This window comes from Aestuariimicrobium sp. p3-SID1156, assembly GCF_025144225.1.
Lineage (GTDB): Bacteria > Actinomycetota > Actinomycetes > Propionibacteriales > Propionibacteriaceae > Aestuariimicrobium.
Map to the genome: position 1 here is coordinate 400,754 of NZ_JALXXB010000002.1, position 17,642 is coordinate 418,395.

Genomic DNA, 17,642 nt, shown 5'->3' on the forward strand with positions numbered 1-17,642 from the left:
CCGTGACAGATGACATGACCCACGATGGCGCAGCTCTGCCCAGCCTGGAACCCATGACCGAGGCCGACGAAAAGGCCATCGCCGAGCAGCTGGGCCGCGCGCCGCGCGGTGTCGCCGGCATCGCCTGGCGCTGCCCCTGTGGCAAGCCCGGAGTCGTCGCCACCGAGCCCAGGCTCCCCCAGGGGACGCCGTTCCCGACCACGTACTACCTGACCTGCCCGCGCGCCACCTCCGCGGTGTCGACGCTCGAGGCGAGCGGGCTGATGGCCGAGATGAGCCAGCGTCTCACCGAGGACGCCGAACTGGCTGCCCAGTACCGTTCTGCGCACGAGTCCTACCTGGCCGATCGGGCCAGGCTCGGCGAAGTGCCCGAGATCGAGGGCATCTCCGCCGGTGGGATGCCGACCCGCGTCAAGTGCCTGCATGTGCTCGTGGGCCATTCGCTGGCCAAGGGGCCGGGCGTGAACCCGCTGGGTGACGAGGCGGTGGCGACACTGGGCGAATTCTGGCAGCGTCCCTGCCTGGAGGACGGCGAATGAGCAGTACCGGACGGGTCGCGGCCATCGACTGCGGGACCAACTCCATCCGACTGCTGGTCGCCGAACCGGGGGCTGACCGGCGCCCCGTCGAGGTCCTGCGCCGCACCACCATCGTGCGCCTGGGGCAGGGAGTGGATGCGGCCGGTGAATTCCACCCCGATGCCCTCGCCCGCACCTTCGCGGCCTGCGACGACTATGCCGCCCTCATTGCCGAGACCGGGGGAGTGCAGCAGGTCCGTTTCGTCGCCACCTCGGCTGCCCGCGATGCCGCCAACTCCGAGGAGTTCTTCGCCGGGGTGGAGCAGCGTTTCGGCGTTCGCCCCGACGTCATCACCGGTGCCGAGGAGGCGCGGCTGAGCTTCACCGGTGCCGTGGCGGGGCTCCCCCAGGCCCCCGACCCGGTGCTGGTGATGGACATCGGCGGAGGGTCCACCGAACTCATCCGCGGCACCGGTGGAAACATCGAGGAGGCCGAAAGCCTCACCATGGGTGCTGTTCGCCTCCGGGAGCGATTCCTGCACGACGATCCGCCGACCGCGCCGCAGGTGGCTGAGGCCTGTGAACGAGTCAACCACCTGCTCGACCACTGTCGCGTCCCGTTGGAGGGGATCGCCACCTTCGTCGGTGTCGCGGGCACCGTGACGTCGATGGCAGCGGCCGAACTGGGCCTTCCGGTCTACGAGCGCTCGAAGGTGCACCTGTCCGTACTCGGCGTGGAACGCGTGGAGGACGTGGCGGCCGAGTGGCTGTCGCGGTCGGTGGCCTCGCTGCGGGAGATCCCTTCCATGCAGCCGCAGCGCGCCGAGATCATCTCCGCCGGCGCGCTGATCCTGGGCGAGGTCATGAAGCGCGTGCGGGTCCCATTGACGGTGAGCGAGTCCGACATCCTCGACGGCATCGCCCTGGAGATGCTGGCCGAGAAGCAGTAGGGGCCTCCCACTAGGCTGGATCCCACGCCCTCGTGGCCCAACTGGCAGAGGCAGGCGGCTTAAACCCGCTTCAGTACGGGTTCGAATCCCGTCGGGGGCACAGCGAATGCAACATGTGGCAACACAGACCCCTCCAGTTGACCCCCCCTAGACTGATATGGCAGTGGTGACGACCGACGTCCCCTGGACAACGCGATGGTGCGACGGGAGGCCGGACATGTGGACGCTCACGGGGTTCGCCGATGAGATCGCCGATGATTTCGTCGAACAACTCGATCTTCTCAACGCACTGGGGGTCACCCATCTGGAGTTCCGCTCCGCGTGGGGAACGAACATCCTGAAACTGGACGCTGCGCAGAGGGACGAAGCCAAGCGCCTGCTCGACGAGTACGGCATCAGCGTGAGCGCCATCGGATCTCCCATCGGGAAGATCGGCATCGAGGACGACTTCGAGCCCCATCTGGACGCGATGCGCCACGCTGCGGGGGTGGCGCACTTCTTCGGCACCGGGTACATCCGCATGTTCAGCTTCTTCATCCCTGCGGGGAAGGACCCTGCCGACTACCGCGACGAGGTCATGCGCCGTATGAAGGCGCTGGTCGAGGTCGCCACCGAGGCCGGGGTGACCCTGCTGCACGAGAACGAGAAGGACATCTACGGGGACGTCCCCGCACGCTGCCTCGACCTGGTGCAAACGATCGCCTCCCCGAACCTGAAGGTCATCATCGACCCGGCCAACTTCGTCCAGTGCGGCGTCGATCCGTTGGCTGACGCGCTCCCGGTCCTGAGACCGCACGTGGTCTACATGCACATGAAGGACGCCGTGGCCGGCACACCGCGAGTGGTGCCCGTGGGCGAGGGGGATGGCCGCGTCCCCGAACTCCTGGACGAGCTGCACCGCAGTGGATTCGATGGATTCTTCTCCCTCGAGCCGCACCTGGGTGAGTACACCGAGTTCGGCGCCATGACCGGCCCCGACCTATGGGCTCGTGCCCATGAAGCGCTGGTCAGCGTCCTCCAGGACCAGGGGATTGCCTTCCGATGACGACAGCGGCGATTGTGGGATGCGGCGACGTGGCCGTGGTCCACGCCGAGGCTCTGGCTGCCCTGAACATCCCCATCGTCGGTATTGCAGACACCGATCCCGCCGGCCGCGAGCGTGCCGCCCATCTCCTTCCAGGGACGCCGGTCTTCGCCTCCCATGAGGAGCTCATCGCCAGGACCTCGCCCACCGTCGTCCACGTCACCACACCGCACCACCAGCACGCCGACGTCGTCTGTGATCTGCTCGAGCGCGGCATCCACGTGCTCCAGGAGAAGCCCCTCGCCCACACCCTGGCCGACGGAGAACGGATCGCGGCGGCGGCCGCCGCCAGCGACGCCCAGTGCGGGGTCTGCTTCCAGAACAGGTACAACGCCCCGATCCAGGCTCTCAAGCAGGCCCTGGACGCCGGGGAGCTGGGCGCAGTGAACGGCGCCTACGGCAGCGTGATCTGGGCGCGCACCCCCGACTACTACGACGACAGGCCCTGGCGAGGTCGCAGGAGCGCCTCCGGTGGGGGACTGCTCATCAACCAGGCGATCCACACCCTCGACGCGATGGCCTGGCTGTTGGGCGAGCCCGACCAGGTGGCCGGCACCATCGCCACTCTCAGGTACCGGGACCGGATCGATGTGGAGGACACCGCTTCGGCGTGGTTCCGCCATCCGGGGGGTGTCACCAGCACCTTCGCCGGGTCGCTGACCAATGAGACCTACCGGCTGGTCGAAATCGAGGTCTACGGATCCGAGGGCACCGGTGTCATCCGCGACGGGCTCGAACTGAACACCGGCAGTGGCACCCCCCGGCGCGTTCCGGAACGCCGTGTCCGCACCAGCGGGCGTACGTACTGGGGGATGTCCCACCAGCTGCTCATCCAGGACTTCCACCAGAGCATCGGCTCACCGGAGCGCTTCTGGCTGGGGCCAGAAGAGGCCCTGGTCTCATTGCGCATGGTGATGGCCCTCTATGCCGACGCAGACCGCGGACGACCACACCAGGGGGAAACAGCATGACCAGCCACGATCAGACCGCTGTGCGGCTGGGAATCATCGGCTTCGGCGCCGAGGGCGCCAGCTACGCACGATTCCTCGCTGCGGGCCGCGTGCCCGGCATGGTGATCGGCGCCGCCTGTGACATCGATGAATCGAAGAGGGCCGAGGCAGAACAGTTCGGCGTCCCCGTCTTCGAGGATGCCGTGGCGATGATGGAATCGGGCACGGTCGACGCAGTGGTCACGACCCTGCCGCACTACCTCCACCCCGAGATGGGCATCTTGGCGCTCGACCGCGGCCTCCACGTCTTGGCCGAGAAGCCACTCGGGGTCTACACCCGCCAGGCCCAGCAGCTCATCGACCATGCGAGCACCAGGCCTGACCTGACCTTCGCGGTCTTCTTCAACCAGCGGGCCAACCAGCTGTACCGCGACCTGAAGCAGCTCATCGAGTCCGGTGAGTTGGGCAGACTGCGCCACGTCTACTGGGTCATCACCACGTGGTGGCGCCCCCAGGGCTACTACGACCAGTCAGAGTGGCGCGCCACCTGGGGTGGGGAGGGCGGCGGCGTCCTGGTCAACCAGGCCCCCCACCAGCTCGACCTCCTGCAGTGGCTGTGTGGAGTTCCGCGCAGCGTCTTCGCGAAGTGCGCCTACGGATTCGCCCGCGACATCGCCGTCGAGGACGAGGTGAACGCGCTGCTGGACTTCGGCGAGGGCGTGACCGGCAGTTTCATCACCGCCACCCACGACCTGGCCGGCACCGATCGGCTCGAGATCCTCCTGGACGCCGGGAAGGTCGTGGTGGAGGGATCCCGCAAGGTGACGATCACCCGGATGGCGCAGGACGAGCGTTCCTACAGTCGCTCCCTCGGCCCGGAGCAGGTGCGCGGCATCTTCTCCGGCGACTTCGACCCGACGGGAGTGCTCTCCATCCAGACGCAGGAGTACGAGTCGGTGTGGGGGCAGCAGCATGTGGAAGTGCTGCGGAACTTCGCCGCCGCCGTGCGCGGGGAGGAGCCCTTGCTCGCGGACGGGGCCGATGGCATCCATGGCGTGCGCCTGGCCAATGCCATCCACCTGTCCAGCTGGACCGGTCAGGAGGTCCCCCTGGACGATTTCCCCGAGGAGCTCTATCTCCGGGAACTCAACGACCGGATCCGGGCTGAGGGCGGCCCCTGGCCGGAACGCGCCTGAAACGGATCCGCTGATGTCTGCTGCAGAGGAGATGAGGATGCCCAAACTCGGCGTTCAGATGATGATGGTCAAGGAGGCTGTGGCCGAGGAGGGGATGTGGCCCGTGCTGCAGCGGCTCCACGACCTCGACCTGGAAGGGGTCGAGGTCAGCCAGATCCCCACCGATGAGACGAATGTGGCCGCGCTGGAGCGGGGGACCAGGGAACTGGGACTGGCAGTGGGTGCCCTCTCGGTGGCGATCGAACCGATCGCAACCGCCAGCTGCGACAACCTGGTCACCGACTTTGCCAAGATCGTGGAGGACTGCCAGCGTCTCGACTGCCGGTACGTCCGCATCGGCATGATGCCGGTGGCGGCCATGACGAGCAAGGACGCCTGCGAGGAGTTCGCCCGCAAGTGCCAGGCGAAGGCCCAGGAACTCGCACCGCACGGCATCACCCTCTGCTATCACAACCATCACGTGGACCTGGCCCAGCTCGAGGGGGAGAGGATCTTCGACATCGTCCGCCGCGTCGCCCCCAGCCTCGGTTTCGAGGTCGACCTGCACTGGGTCATGCGTGGTGGAATGAATCCCCTCGACATGCTCAAGAACTATCACGGCGTTTGTAAATTGGTGCACCTCAAGGACTTCCGTGTGGTGCCGCTGACGCCTGAGATGGCTGAATTGCCTTCTCAGGGAAAACACCGCGAGTTTGCCATCGAGTTCAACAATCTTGTGCGATTCTCAGAGGTGGGGGCCGGGAACATGAACTGGCCCGAACTCCTGCCGGCGGCGAAGGCGGCAGGAGCGGACTGGTTCTTCATCGAGCAGGATGAGACCTACGGCCGCGATCCCTTCGACTGCATCAAGGACTCCAGGGAGTACCTCCGGACGATTGGCTACTGATCTCAGAGAGGAGATGGGATGTCCGCACCTGCCGTCACCGGCGCGAAACCCCGCAGGCAAAGCCTGCTGCGGCGGCTCAGTCGGGACAGGACACTGCTGTTGATGTGCCTGCCCGGCCTGCTTGTCCTGCTCATCTTCCATTACGCGGCACTCGCCGGAAATGTGATCGCGTGGAAGGACTACAAGCCCTACATCGGCATCGCTGACTCCGACTGGGTGGGCTGGGAGAACTTCCAGCTGATGACCAATGGGGACCCAGAATTCCTCAATGCCGTCAAAAACACCCTGGTGTTGACCCTGGTCCAGACCGTGCTGGTCTTCCCGGCACCCATCCTGCTGGCCCTCCTGCTGAACTCGGTCATGTCCACCAAGATCAAGCGGATCATCCAGAGCGTCCTGTACCTCCCGCACTTCCTGTCCTGGGTGGTGGTGGTCGCCATCTTCCAGCAGGTGCTGGGCGGCGGTGGCCTGATCAACACCTGGCTGCGCCAGAACGGCCACGAGACGCTCAACATCATCGGCAACCCGGACCTGTTCGTGGGGCTGTTGACCAGCCAGGTGATGTGGAAGGACACCGGCTGGGCGACGATCCTCTTCCTCGCTGCGCTGGCCGGTATCGATTCCACTCTGTACGAGGCCAGTCAGGTTGACGGCGCCTCCCGCTGGCGACAGCTATGGCATGTCACGCTCCCGGGTCTCCGGGGGATCATCATCCTGCTGTTGATCCTGCGCCTGGGCGATTCGCTCAGCGTGGGCTTCGAGCAGATCATCCTGCAGCAACGAGCGGTGGGCATGGACGCCAGTGAGGTCATCGACACCTACGTCTACAACCACGGCATCACCGGAAACGCCTGGGGCGAGGCCACAGCAGTGGGCCTGGTGAAGGGGTTGATCGGCACGATCCTGGTGTTGGCAGCCAACAAGGTGGCCCACATCTTCGGTGAACAGGGGGTCTACAAGTCATGAGCGCTCGTCCATCCCAGCGCAAGCGGCTGGAGAATGGCCAGCAGGCCCCGGGCCCCGCTGAAGCCTTCCTCACTGGCGTCATCCTGCTCCTGTGCTGTCTGGCGGTGGTGGTGCCCTTCCTCGGCATCATCTCCACGTCGCTGTCCAGCGCGCGTCACCTCAATCAGGCCGGCGGCTTCGTGCTGTGGCCCGATGGCTTCAATCTGGACGCCTACCGGTCCGTGCTCTCAGGGGGTGTCGTCACCCGGGCTCTGATCGTGAGCATCGGGATCACCACTGTCGGCACCATCCTGTCCCTGAGCGTGAGCGCGATGATGGCCTACGGGCTGAGCCGCCCGGGAAGCTTCGGCCACCGGCCGATCCTGATGGTGGTGCTGTTCAGCCTGCTGTTCAGTCCCGGCCTGATCCCGCTCTACCTGACCGTCAAGCAGGTCGGGTTGCTGGATTCGTACTGGTCACTGATCCTGCCCGGCCTGGTGAGCGCCTTCAACATCATCGTGCTGCGCGCCTTCTTCATGAACATCCCGGCCGAGTTGTTCGAGTCGGCGCGCATCGACGGGGCCACCGACTGGTCGATCTTCACGAAGATGGTGCTGCCGCTGTCCAAGCCGGTGCTGGCGGTGATCGGCCTGTTCTACGCGGTGGGCTACTGGAATGCCTTCTTCGGGGCCCTGATCTACCTGTCCGACCAGGGCAAGTGGCCGCTGACTCTGGTGATGCGCACCTACGTGCTGGACAATGCCCAGCTCTCCGGCGGTGACCTCGGCGCCGGGGTGGATGCATTGCCGCCCCAGCCCGCCCTGCAAATGGCGATGCTGCTGATCGCCGTCGCTCCCATCCTGTTCGTCTACCCCTTCCTCCAGAAGCACTTCACCACCGGCATGCTGACCGGTGCGGTGAAGGGCTGACCCAACCCCTCCAAGGAGAACAATCATGAGCGAGTTGACTCGTCGAAGCCTGATTCAGACCGGCAGTGTTGCCGCCGTCGCGCTCGGCGTCCCGTTGGTCGCCGGCTGCGGCAGCAAGGACGGGGGTGACACCGGCAAGGGCGCTGACGGCAAGAATGTGGCTGCGCCGGCGTTCAAGGCCCCCGAGGGCCCCAAACCCGACATTGCCGGCGACAAGGACATCCCCGACACCTTCTTCAAGTATCCGGCCGAGCCCACGGTGTCGGTGAAGGAGAAGGCCGGCGACGGCAAGCCGGTCAGCATCCTGACCCAGACCTTCGCCCCGGTCACCGCCCAGCCGCCGAAGAACACCGCTTGGGCGAACTTGAACGAGAAGATCGGCTCGGAGCTGAAGATCCAGCAGATCCCGGCAGGGGAGTACGCCTCGAAGTTCTCCACCACGGTGGCCGGCGGACAGCTGCCCGACATGTTCTTCATCGGCGAGGTCCCCGACATGGCCGGCATGGTGCAGGCCACCTGCCTCGACCTGTCCGACCACATCTCCGGGGACAAGATCTCCCAGTACCCCAACCTGGCCGCCATCCCCAGCGAGTGCTGGGAGGCAGGCCGCTTCGGCGGGCGCCTTTACGGCATTCCCAGCCCGCGTGGCGCGATGTCCTCCGGCGTGGTCTACCGGCGCGATGACCTGCTCGCCGACAAGGGTGTGAAGGCTGACTGGGGCAACTTCCAGGAGTTCTTCGACCTGGCCAAGCAGATCAACGACCCCAAGGGCGGACGCTGGGCGTCCACGATGGTGCCCGGCCAGTACATCAAGAACATGCTGGGCATCCCCAACTTCTGGAAGTGGGACGGGAAGACGATGCAGAGCTGGTGGACCGCCCCCGAGATGGAGGAGGCCATTGAGGCCCAGCGCAAGTGGGCCCAGGCCGGGCTGATGCATCCTGACGCCTTCTCCGCCCCCAACACCAAGGTGTGGTTCAGCACCGGCAAGGCCTATTTCAACCCCGACTCCTTCAGCGCCTGGTCCCAGTACTGGAGCGACGCCCCGAAGGGGTTCGACATCGACGTGTGTCAAATCCCTGCCTTCGACGGCAACGGCAAGGGCCACATGTGGATGAGCTTCCCCTCCTTCGGTCGCTCGGCCATCAACAAGAAGGCTGGCGACCGCGTCGAGACCCTGTTGAAGGTGGCCAACTACCTGGCTGCACCCTTCGGTACCAAGGAGTACCTGGACGTCAAGTACGGGAAGGAGGGCAGCGACTACACCCTCAAGGGCTCCGACCCCGTCCCCACCCAGACCGGTGGTGCCAACAGCCAGCTGGGCGTGAAGTACATCGCGGACGCGCGCATCGCCAACTACCTGCCGGGTCACGAGGATTCCGCCCGCAAGCTGGACGCGTCCATTCGCAAGCTGGTGCCTGACGCCTACCGCAACGACGCCGTCTACCTGCCTTCCAAGACGGTGGAAAAGAAGTGGGACGAGGCGAGCAAGACGTTCGGTGCCCTTGAGGGCGACATCGTCCAGGGGCGCAAGAAGGTCTCCGAGTACCGCCCCATCGCCGACAAGTGGTGGAAGGACTACGGGCAGAAGATGGCTGACGAACTCGCGCAGGCCTACACGGACGCCGGTCGCGGCTGAGCAGGACAGCACACAATACAAGGAGCATCTGTTGAGCGTCATCGCGCTGACCGAGTGGAAGGCGTGGGCCCGTTCGGGGCCCGCGCCCTCCGGGGCAACCCAACCCTTCCCGGCAGCAGCACCGGGCAGCATCCACACCGACCTCATGGGTGCGGGGCTGCTGGAGGACCCACTGCTGGCAGACCACGAACTCGACCAACGCTGGGTCGGGCTGGTCGACTGGTCGATGGAGGCCGAGTTCGACCTCGAATCTGATGGGGTGGGTGACAGCTCGGTGACGCTGTGCCTCGACGGCGTCGACACCTTCGCGCGCGTTCACGTGAACCATGCCGAGGTGGCGCGGGTGGAGAACATGCACCGACGCCATCGGCTCAACATCTCCGATGCTGTCCAGCAGGGGCGCAACCGCGTGCGGGTTGAGTTCGATGCTCCACTCAGCGAGACCAACCGGCGTGCCCTGGACCAAGGGATGCGTCCGCATGTGAACGACCACCCCTACAACGCAGTGCGCAAGATGGCCTGCAGCTTCGGCTGGGACTGGGGCCCGGACACTGTCACCTCCGGCCTCTGGCGCCCGGCCTGGGTCGAGGTCGACACCGGGCCGAACCTGGAGGGCACCATGGTGTCCACGCGGCGGCAGGACGACTCCTGGGCCCTCCGGGTCGAACTGGCTGAGGATGTCGACGACTGGAGCGTGCACCTGACCGGGCCCGGCGTCGAGTTCCAGTCCGCAGGCCAGGGTCGACATCTGGATGTGCCCGTGCACGGCGCGCAGCTGTGGTGGCCCCGGGGGTTCGGCGACCAGCCGCTGTACACCGTGACCATCGAGGCAACCCGGCGGGGACGCCCGAGCCGTGCAGTGCGGCGCATTGGTTTCCGCGAGGTCCGGGCCGTCCAGGCTCCCGACGAGCTGGGGCATGGCTTCCATCTGCAGGTCAACGACGAGCCGGTGTGGGTACGCGGGATGAACTGGATCCCCGATGATCCCTTCCCGCACCGCGTGGACGAACAGGCCATCCGGCGGCAGCTGGCTGGCGCCGTCGACCTGGGGTGCAATCTCATCCGGGTCTGGGGTGGTGGAACATGGGAGTCCGACACCTTCTACCGGGTCTGCGACGAGCTCGGGCTGCTGGTGTGGCAGGATGCCCTGTTCGCCTGCGCCTTCTACTCCGAGGAGGAGCCGCTGCGCTCGGAGGTGGAGGCCGAGGTCCGGGACAACCTGGTTCGCCTGCACCATCACCCCAGCCTGGCGCTGCTGTGCGGCGGCAATGAGTGCGAATCCATCGGGGCCGAGCGCGGCTTCCAGGACGGGCACGACTTCCGCCACAGTTGGGGCCTGGGCTATTGGCGCGACATCATTCCGAGCCTCGCCTCGGAGCTGGTGCCCCAGCTCGCCTACATCCCCAACTCCCCGTTCAGCCCCCGCGCCGATGACATGCCCAACGACCCCGCGCAAGGCACGATGCACGTGTGGGACGTGTGGAACTCACGTCCCTATGAGGACTACCGCACCCACCGCCCCCGCTTCGCTGCCGAGTTCGGCTGGCAGGCGCCGCCGGCATGGACCACCCTCACCGAGACACTGGAGGACGACCCGCTGACACCTGAGTCGCCACAGCTCCTCATCCACCAGAAGGCCGGCGCGGGGCAGTTGAAGTTGCAGCGTGGCATTGTGAGGGACTTCGGGCTCCAGACCGACATGAAGTCGTGGCACTGGGCGGCACAGCTGGTCCAGGCCAGGGCATTGCGGGTGGCGATCGACTGGTTCCGCAGCCTTGACGAGTGCCGCGGGGCCATCATCTGGCAGCTCAACGACTGCTGGCCGGTGCTGTCGTGGGCAGTGGTCGACAGCAACGGCTGGCGCAAACCCGCCTACTACTCCCTCCAGCAGGCGTTCTCGTCCAGGACGGCGAGCGTGCCCGAGCCCGAGGGCCCGTGGGTCAGCCTGTCCAACCACACGACCACTCCCTGGGAGGCCAGTGGGGAGCTGATCCGCTATGCCTCAGATGGGACCGAGCTGGCCCGAGAGCAGATCCAGGCGTCGGTTCCAGCCGGCCAGGTCGTGCGTGTGCCCCGCGGTGACGACCTGCAGTTCTCCTCACCGGGGGAATTTCTCAGGATCGACGTGGGTGACGCCCCGATCGCCCATTGCTGGGCAGCGGCAAACCGCACGGACCATGCCGCCCCGGCCCAGTACGACGTGCGGCTGGACGGAGACACAGTGGAGCTCACCGCACAGGCCGTCCTGCAGGAGGTGTGGCTCGCGGCCGATGAAGTCGGGTGCGAGGTGACCGGCGACCAGCTGGTCTCCCTGCTGCCCGGAGAGGTGCATCGCTGGGTGCTGGTCAAGGTCCCTGACTCGGTTGATGTGGTGAGGAAGGCGATCCGGACGGCGAACGAGTTGGTAACCTCGGACTGAGGCACCCTGATTCCACCCCGAATCACGGCGGCGGCGGAACATCTGGACCGGCCACGTCGTTGGTTACCATTGACAGCGTCGCCTGACATCCGCACAGTCCGTGCCGGGCTGGTGGCGCCACTTCTCCAGGAGGTATTTGCACCATGGGCAATCCTGTCCTCGGTCGAATCGAGCAGTTCAATCGCCCTGCACCGAGCCAGGGCTATGGATACCCCCAGCAGGGGTACGGCCAGCAGGGCTTCCCCCAGCAGGGGTACGGCCAGCAGGGCTTCCCCCAGCAGGGCTATGGCCAGCAGGGCTACGGCCAGCCCCAGGGCTACGGCTATGGCCAGCCGCAGCAGTATGGGTACGGCCAGCCGCAGGCTCCCCAGGGAGTCATGACCTTTGATGACGTCATCGCCAAGAGCGCCCTGGTCCTGGGTGCGATCGCGATCGTCGCCGGACTGAGCTGGGCGCTCATTCCCGATGCCCTCATGGGGCCCGCGATGATCCTGTCGGCACTGGTCGGCTTCGTCACCGTCCTGGTCGTCACCATGCGCCGCACTGCCTCGCCAGTCGGCGTGCTGGCCTATGCGCTGATCGAGGGTGTCTTCATCGGCATGTTCTCGAAGTTCTTCGAGAGCGTCTACCCCGGCATCGTGGTCCAGGCCGTGATGGCCACCTTCGCGACCGCGGGTGTTACCTTGGCGGCCTACCGCTTCTTCAACATCCGTGTCACCCCGAAGTTCCAGAAGGTGGTCTTCCTGGCCACTGCCGGTTTCGCCGTGGCGATGCTGATCAATTTCGTGTGCGCCCTCTTCGGTATTGACCTGGGCCTGCGCTCGATGGGCGGCAACTCCCTCATCGTCCTGGGCGTGGCTCTTCTGGGTGCCGTTCTGGCCGTGCTGAACCTGGTCACCGACTTCGACATGATCGAGCGGGGAGTCGCCAACCGTGCTCCTGCCTCGCAGAGCTGGGTGGCAGCCCTGGGCGTCGCGGTCACCATGGTGTGGCTCTACACCGAGATCCTGCGCATCATGAGCTGGTTCCGCGACTGACCTTCTCCTGATGTCACAGTGCCCCTGCTTCGGTGGGGGCACTGTTGTCTCCGGCCCAGTGCGCCTCGGACCCTGCCCCCTGCCATCACCGCGCGGCCGATTGTCAGTGCGCGGGGATGCTGGAGCCGTACTTGTCCAGGATCGACCGAGAACCCGAGGTCCAGGGCAGGGAACGCCACTGCCACAGCGGCACCCAGGCGGAGCGCTCGGTGGTGCCATCCACGTCGATGACGACCGGGTCGGTGGGGTTTTCGCAGGTCGCGGAGTAGAAGATGCGCAGGGCGTGGAAGTCCTCCAGGACACCATTGGGCGCGCGTCCGATCCAGTGGTCTGACTGGAGGTCAAGCAGCCGGTTGATCCGAATCTCCTGGCCAGCCTCCTCGAAGACCTCCCGCACGACGGCTTCTGCGGGGCTCTCGGCGGGGTCCAGCCCGCCGCCAGGCAGCTGCCACAACCCGGGCACGGCGGTTCGATCCGAGCACTCTGTCCCCAGCAGGCCACGGACCGATCGCACCAGTGCGTAGGCGGCGATGCGTTGGTTGCGCACGGGAGTCTCGCCGGGCTCGATACGCAACTGCGGGTCGGCCCCGCGATATTTCATCCGCGGGGGGCGCGACCGCGGCGTCCTGGGGGCGACTCGTGCCGTCAGCACGACCTCGCCCTCCACCATCTGGGCGCTGAGCAGGCTCTGGATCACCCACCCCTGGCGCCAGAAGGCCAGCTTCGGGTGCTGCCCGTGGGCAATGTCGACGCGGGCGAGCTCCTTGGACCCAGGACTGGCCACGCCGATGATCTGCATCGGTTCATCATCTCATCTCGGTGAGGGGATGTCGCCGAGCACCTGTCCGCTCCTGACGAACAGTCATCCTCGCCCCAGAGCCCATGGCCACCTCGCGACTTCCCCTACAGTGGACTCACCAGCTCGATCGAAGGGGCTCCCATGGATTTCAAGAGCGATGCCGGAATCGACTCCGGCTCCGTCATCAGCGGAGGCGGTGGCGGCCGTGGCGGCGGTCTGGCCGTTGGCGGCATCGGTGGCGTCATCATCGCCATCATCGCTGCCCTGCTCGGCTTCAATCCCGCCGACGTCCTGGGTGGGGGTGGCGGCGCGCAGGGCCCGGGCGCCCAGCAGACCCAGTGCAGGACCGGCGCGGACGTCGAGCGCGACCCCGAGTGCCGTTGGCCCGCCTACATGACCTCGTTGAACCAGTACTGGAGCCAGACCGTCAACGGTTACCAGAAGCCCACCATGCGCACCTTCAGCGGCAGCGTCCAGACCGCCTGCGGCACGGCAAGCTCCCAGGTCGGGCCCTTCTACTGCCCGGGTGACCAGAAGATCTACGTCGACACCCGCTTCGTCGGGCAGCTGCTGCAGCAACTGGGCACCGAGTCCAGTTCTGCGGCCGAGGCCTATATCGTCGGCCACGAGTTCGGCCACCACATCCAGAACCTGACCGGCGTCCTGGCCAAGTCCCAGGACGGCAAGACCGGACCGACCTCCAATGGCGTCCGTGTGGAACTGCAGGCCGACTGCTACGCCGGTGTCTGGTTCAAGTGGGCGGCCCAGAACCCCGATGACATCATCGAGAACATCACCCAGGACGATCTGAACCGCATCGTCGATGCCGCCCGGGCTGTGGGCGATGACCACATCCAGCAGCAGTCCGGTGGCGGCGTCCACCCCGACGGTTGGACCCACGGCTCGTCCAAGATGCGCAAGTACTGGCTGGCGAAGGGCTTCAACTCGGGCGACCCGAACACCTGCGACACCTTCAGCACCGACGAGCTCGGGCAGTGATCACACCTCGGTGGTGATGTCCCGGCCGCTCAGGTCGGTCACGATGGTCCTGCTGCCCACGGTGAACCTCACCGTGGGCAGCGGTCGTCCGTCGCGACAGTCGATGACCCAGGTCACCGCTGTCCCCTCGGGTTGCTCGAGGCGTGCCGGCAGCGATTCCATGTGGCTCACGAGGACGTCCAGAGGGATGTCGGTGGGGCTGAAGGAGGCCATCGTGGGCGCCTCGGCCCGCGAGGTGCGGTAGGCGGGCACCTTCTCCGGACGCGTGATACGCAGCGTGGCACTGCTGTTCTTGGGGTCCGCCGACTCTGCATAGATCAGGTCACGGGCCAGTTCGACGCGGGTGAGCTGGGTGCGCCCGGCCACGGCGTCCTTGAGGCCCTCCTCGAGCCCCGGGCGGGTGTGCAGATCAAGCCTTCGCACCAGGGATCCGTCAGGCCGGAAGAAGACGGCTTCGGATTCCGGGCGCGTCGTGACCACCATCTGGATGGAACCGGGGGTCTGCTCCACAATCTGCAGTTCCTGCCCCGAGGAGCTACCCGACACCTCAGCAGCAGCACGGAAGAGCGCCCCGACGTCCTGCAGGTCGAAGTCCTTGGGGTCGAAGCTGGCCTGCTGGATGTACTCGATGTCGGAGGCAACCTTCGTGATTCCCCCCGATTCCCAACGCCAGGCAGCCACCTTTTTCTGCGCGTCGAGGCAGCTCAGCGTGGCAGTGGTCCGGGTGATGTCGAGTTTGATGACCGGCAGGCGTGCCCAGGCCACGAGGGCATCGACGACCTTGCGCGCCTCGCCCGGTCTGGTCAGGTCGGCCTCTGCGCTGCTGCTCGCGCTGGGAGTGGGGGACACCACCGGCACCGTGCTCGTGGTGGGCGAGCTGGACGGGCTCACGCTCAGAACCGGCCCCTCGCCCTTCCCACAGGAGGCCATGCCCAGGGACATGGCCGCCAGACTCAGGAGGCGTCGACGAGGCAGGGGCACGGCAGAATCCTACGCGCGTCCCGGACCACACCGCGTCGGGGATCGAACGCGGAAAATGCGTTGCGCACCGCCCGCGGGCGTCCTAGCGTGGCAGTACACAGGAAAGGGGGTGGTCCACACAGTGACGTACGACAGTGGGACATGTGAGGTGGTCTGCCGCTGAGGCGGAATCCACTCAGATCACCGGAACCCGCAGGGTCAGGCTCTCGTCCCGCCTGGCTGCCCCACTGGGCAACCTGCGGGTTCTCCTGTGTCCGGCTCAGTGCTCCTCGTCGTCCCCGGCACCGTCATCGTCGAAGTCCTCGTCGGTGAGCGCCCACGCAGGTCACCGTCGCAGCGATGGGCGGGCAGCAGCCCTCGCAGCCAGCGGGACTGCCTCAGCCCAGGACGCCGACCTGGCAGCTCACGCCGTTGGGCCCGTGGTTGCAGTAGCCATTGGGGACGCGGTCCAGGTACTGCTGGTGGTAGTCCTCGGCCCAGTACCACTCACCAGCCGTCCCGACCTCGGTGGTGATGGGGCCGAAGCCCTTCTCGGTGAAGCGGGGCTGCAGCTCCACGACGGCGGCGCCGGCGATGGCGGCCTGCTCGGGGGTGGTGGTGAAGATGGCCGAGCGGTACTGGGTGCCCACGTCATTGCCCTGGCGCATCGCCTGAGTGGGGTCGTGGTTCTCGAAGAACACCCTCACCAGCTCGGCGTAGCTGATCGTGTCGGGATCGAAGACGATGCGCACGGTCTCGGTGTGGCCGGTCTTGCCGGTGCACACCTCTTCATAGGTGGGGTTGGGGGTGAACCCGCCCATGTAGCCGGCGGCAGTCGCCTTCACACCGTCCAACTCCCAGAAGATGCGCTCTGCACCCCAGAAGCAGCCCATGGCGAAGTAGGCGACTTCAGTGCCCTCGAACTCCCGGTCCAGCGGGTCACCGAAGACGCGATGGTAGGTCGGATGGCCCAGGACCGGCTCGCTGCGTCCCGGCAGCGCCTTGTCGGGGGAGACCATCGAGGTCTTGTCAGTCAGGTTGCGCCACATGGTGTGCACCTTTCAGCCGAGGGTTCGGGGACAGACGAAGATTCATGTGTCCCTTTCAGCAATAATGCACCTGTGACCAAGGACGCCAGCGGACCGGCTGCTCGGTCCTTCGCGGCGTTCGTTGACCGGCTGCATGGACTGCTACCCGGTATTCTCTCGCGAATCCCGGCCACGTTCATCGGGTTCGCCATCATCAACCTGTTCACCTTCGGGGTGGACCTGATCCTGTTGTGGATCAGCCATGGAGTCCTGCGCCTGCCCTATCCGCTCGCCGTCAGCGGCAGCTTCGGTCTCGCCAGCGTGCTCGCCTTCTTCCTGAACAAGCTGCTGAACTTCCGGGCGCACGGCGACACGGCCAGCCAGTCGGGCAAGTACCTGGTGGTCATTGTCAGCAACTACCTGATCTGGATCCTCGCCTTCTCCTCCCTGCTGGAGTGGCTCGGGGTCTGGTACCCGATCGCGCGCGTGACGGCAGCCTGCGTCGAGGGCATCTACATCTACACCCTGGCGCGCTTGTGGGTGTTCCGGGGACACCGCTCGGCGTCGGTCAGTCCCCAGCCGGCGGAAGAGCCCAGTCAATGGGAGCAGCGTTCTGCCGCCTGAGCTCCTCATTGGCCCGGCTGAACGGGCGTGAGCCGAAGAACCCTGTCCGTGCCGACAGCGGCGAGGGGTGTGCACTGGCAATGATGGGGACCCCGCCCAGCATCGGCGTCAGCGACTGTGCGTCACGGCCCCACAGGATGGCGACCAGCGGGCCCCCGCGCTCGACGAGCGCCTCGATCGCCAGCTGGGTCACCCGTTCCCACCCCTTGCCGCGATGGCTTCCGGCGGCTCCCGGCCGCACGGTCAGCACCCTGTTGAGCAGCAGGACGCCCTGACCGAACCAGTGGCTGAGGTCGCCATGGGCACTCGGGGCGATCCCGAGGTCGGAGTCGAGCTCGGCAAAGATGTTCACGAGGCTGCGGGGCAACGGATGGACCCCGGCATCCACGGAGAAGGACAGCCCCACCGCGTGACCGGGCGTGGGGTAGGGGTCCTGGCCCACGATCAGTACCCTGACGTCCGCCAGCGGTCGGCTGAAGACGCGCAGGACATTCGGCCCCGCGGGGAGGTAGCCGCGTCCCTCGGCAATTTCGGTGCGGAGGAAGTCACCCAGGGCGTGAATGGTCGGTTCCACAGGGGAGAGCGCCTCGGCCCAGTCGGGGGCGATCAACTCGTTCAGGGGTCTGGGGGTGCTCACCGCACCAGTCTGGCGCACGAGTCTCCCTGAGATCACCCTGAC

The 17,642-nt window shown here is 66.4% G+C and carries 17 protein-coding genes and 1 tRNA gene; 14 read left to right on the forward strand and 4 right to left on the reverse strand.

Annotation, left to right across the window (positions count from 1 at the left end):
* Positions 1-14 precede the first annotated feature (14 nt).
* The 12 genes from M3G03_RS04600 to M3G03_RS04655 all read left to right on the forward strand — a co-directional run bounded on the left by M3G03_RS04600 (position 15) and on the right by M3G03_RS04655 (position 12,553).
* The gene (locus M3G03_RS04600) at positions 15-539 is read left to right on the forward strand and encodes a DUF501 domain-containing protein (RefSeq protein WP_259808447.1); all 525 of its coding nucleotides are present in this window, start codon (positions 15-17) and stop codon (positions 537-539) included.
* The gene (locus M3G03_RS04605; RefSeq protein WP_259808449.1) at positions 536-1,468 is read left to right on the forward strand and encodes a Ppx/GppA phosphatase family protein; all 933 of its coding nucleotides are present in this window, start codon (positions 536-538) and stop codon (positions 1,466-1,468) included. Before M3G03_RS04600 ends, M3G03_RS04605 begins: the two co-directional genes overlap by 4 nt.
* Before the next feature lie 26 nt (positions 1,469-1,494).
* A tRNA-Leu gene (locus tag M3G03_RS04610) sits at positions 1,495-1,568 on the forward strand.
* Between the two features lie 117 nt (positions 1,569-1,685).
* Complete coding sequence (locus M3G03_RS04615; RefSeq protein WP_259808451.1) at positions 1,686-2,513, forward strand: sugar phosphate isomerase/epimerase; 828 nt, start codon at positions 1,686-1,688, stop codon at positions 2,511-2,513.
* Entirely contained in the window at positions 2,510-3,523 is a 1,014-nt protein-coding gene (locus M3G03_RS04620) for a Gfo/Idh/MocA family protein (RefSeq protein WP_259808453.1), read from the forward strand. Before M3G03_RS04615 ends, M3G03_RS04620 begins: the two co-directional genes overlap by 4 nt.
* The gene (locus tag M3G03_RS04625; protein ID WP_259808455.1) at positions 3,520-4,698 is read left to right on the forward strand and encodes a Gfo/Idh/MocA family protein; all 1,179 of its coding nucleotides are present in this window, start codon (positions 3,520-3,522) and stop codon (positions 4,696-4,698) included. Before M3G03_RS04620 ends, M3G03_RS04625 begins: the two co-directional genes overlap by 4 nt.
* Positions 4,699-4,735: 37 nt before the next feature.
* The gene (locus M3G03_RS04630) at positions 4,736-5,584 is read left to right on the forward strand and encodes a sugar phosphate isomerase/epimerase (protein WP_259808457.1); all 849 of its coding nucleotides are present in this window, start codon (positions 4,736-4,738) and stop codon (positions 5,582-5,584) included.
* Positions 5,585-5,602: 18 nt separating this feature from the next.
* Positions 5,603-6,550: a sugar ABC transporter permease gene (locus M3G03_RS04635; protein WP_259808459.1), complete on the forward strand. Its 948-nt coding sequence runs from the start codon at positions 5,603-5,605 to the stop codon at positions 6,548-6,550.
* A complete protein-coding gene (locus tag M3G03_RS04640) occupies positions 6,547-7,458 on the forward strand; it encodes a carbohydrate ABC transporter permease (protein ID WP_259808461.1) in 912 nt (303 codons plus the stop codon). Before M3G03_RS04635 ends, M3G03_RS04640 begins: the two co-directional genes overlap by 4 nt.
* Positions 7,459-7,483: 25 nt before the next feature.
* The gene (locus M3G03_RS04645) at positions 7,484-9,097 is read left to right on the forward strand and encodes an extracellular solute-binding protein (RefSeq protein WP_259808462.1); all 1,614 of its coding nucleotides are present in this window, start codon (positions 7,484-7,486) and stop codon (positions 9,095-9,097) included.
* A 31-nt stretch (positions 9,098-9,128) separates the two neighbouring features.
* Positions 9,129-11,516, forward strand: a complete 2,388-nt coding sequence (locus tag M3G03_RS04650; RefSeq protein WP_259808463.1) for a glycoside hydrolase family 2 protein — start codon at positions 9,129-9,131, stop codon at positions 11,514-11,516.
* 143 nt (positions 11,517-11,659) lie between these two features.
* The gene (locus M3G03_RS04655; protein WP_259808464.1) at positions 11,660-12,553 is read left to right on the forward strand and encodes a Bax inhibitor-1/YccA family protein; all 894 of its coding nucleotides are present in this window, start codon (positions 11,660-11,662) and stop codon (positions 12,551-12,553) included.
* A gap of 103 nt (positions 12,554-12,656) precedes the next feature.
* On the opposite strand, the gene M3G03_RS04660 is transcribed toward M3G03_RS04655, so the two are convergent.
* Entirely contained in the window at positions 12,657-13,352 is a 696-nt protein-coding gene (locus M3G03_RS04660) for an NUDIX hydrolase (RefSeq protein WP_311197474.1), read from the reverse strand.
* A 141-nt stretch (positions 13,353-13,493) separates the two neighbouring features.
* Here M3G03_RS04660 and M3G03_RS04665 point away from each other — a divergent pair, with 141 nt between their 5' ends.
* Positions 13,494-14,351 (forward strand): neutral zinc metallopeptidase, encoded by an 858-nt coding sequence (locus M3G03_RS04665; protein WP_259808465.1) that lies wholly within the window; start codon positions 13,494-13,496, stop codon positions 14,349-14,351.
* Here the strand turns inward: M3G03_RS04665 and M3G03_RS04670 are convergent, their stop codons facing one another.
* Together M3G03_RS04670 and msrA are read right to left on the reverse strand one after the other, a co-directional pair.
* Entirely contained in the window at positions 14,352-15,332 is a 981-nt protein-coding gene (locus tag M3G03_RS04670) for a hypothetical protein (RefSeq protein ID WP_259808466.1), read from the reverse strand. It lies immediately after the preceding gene.
* Between the two features lie 377 nt (positions 15,333-15,709).
* Positions 15,710-16,360 carry a peptide-methionine (S)-S-oxide reductase MsrA gene (msrA, locus tag M3G03_RS04675; protein ID WP_259808468.1) on the reverse strand — a complete coding sequence of 217 codons (651 nt, stop codon included), beginning with the start codon at positions 16,358-16,360 and terminating at the stop codon, positions 15,710-15,712.
* 72 nt (positions 16,361-16,432) lie between these two features.
* Here msrA and M3G03_RS04680 point away from each other — a divergent pair, with 72 nt between their 5' ends.
* Positions 16,433-16,963, forward strand: coding sequence for a GtrA family protein (locus M3G03_RS04680; protein ID WP_259808469.1), 531 nt, complete (start codon positions 16,433-16,435; stop codon positions 16,961-16,963).
* Here the strand turns inward: M3G03_RS04680 and M3G03_RS04685 are convergent.
* Positions 16,908-17,600 carry a uracil-DNA glycosylase gene (locus M3G03_RS04685; RefSeq protein WP_259808470.1) on the reverse strand — a complete coding sequence of 231 codons (693 nt, stop codon included), beginning with the start codon at positions 17,598-17,600 and terminating at the stop codon, positions 16,908-16,910. The genes M3G03_RS04680 and M3G03_RS04685 overlap by 56 nt on opposite strands.
* Between the last annotated feature and the right edge of the window lie 42 nt (positions 17,601-17,642).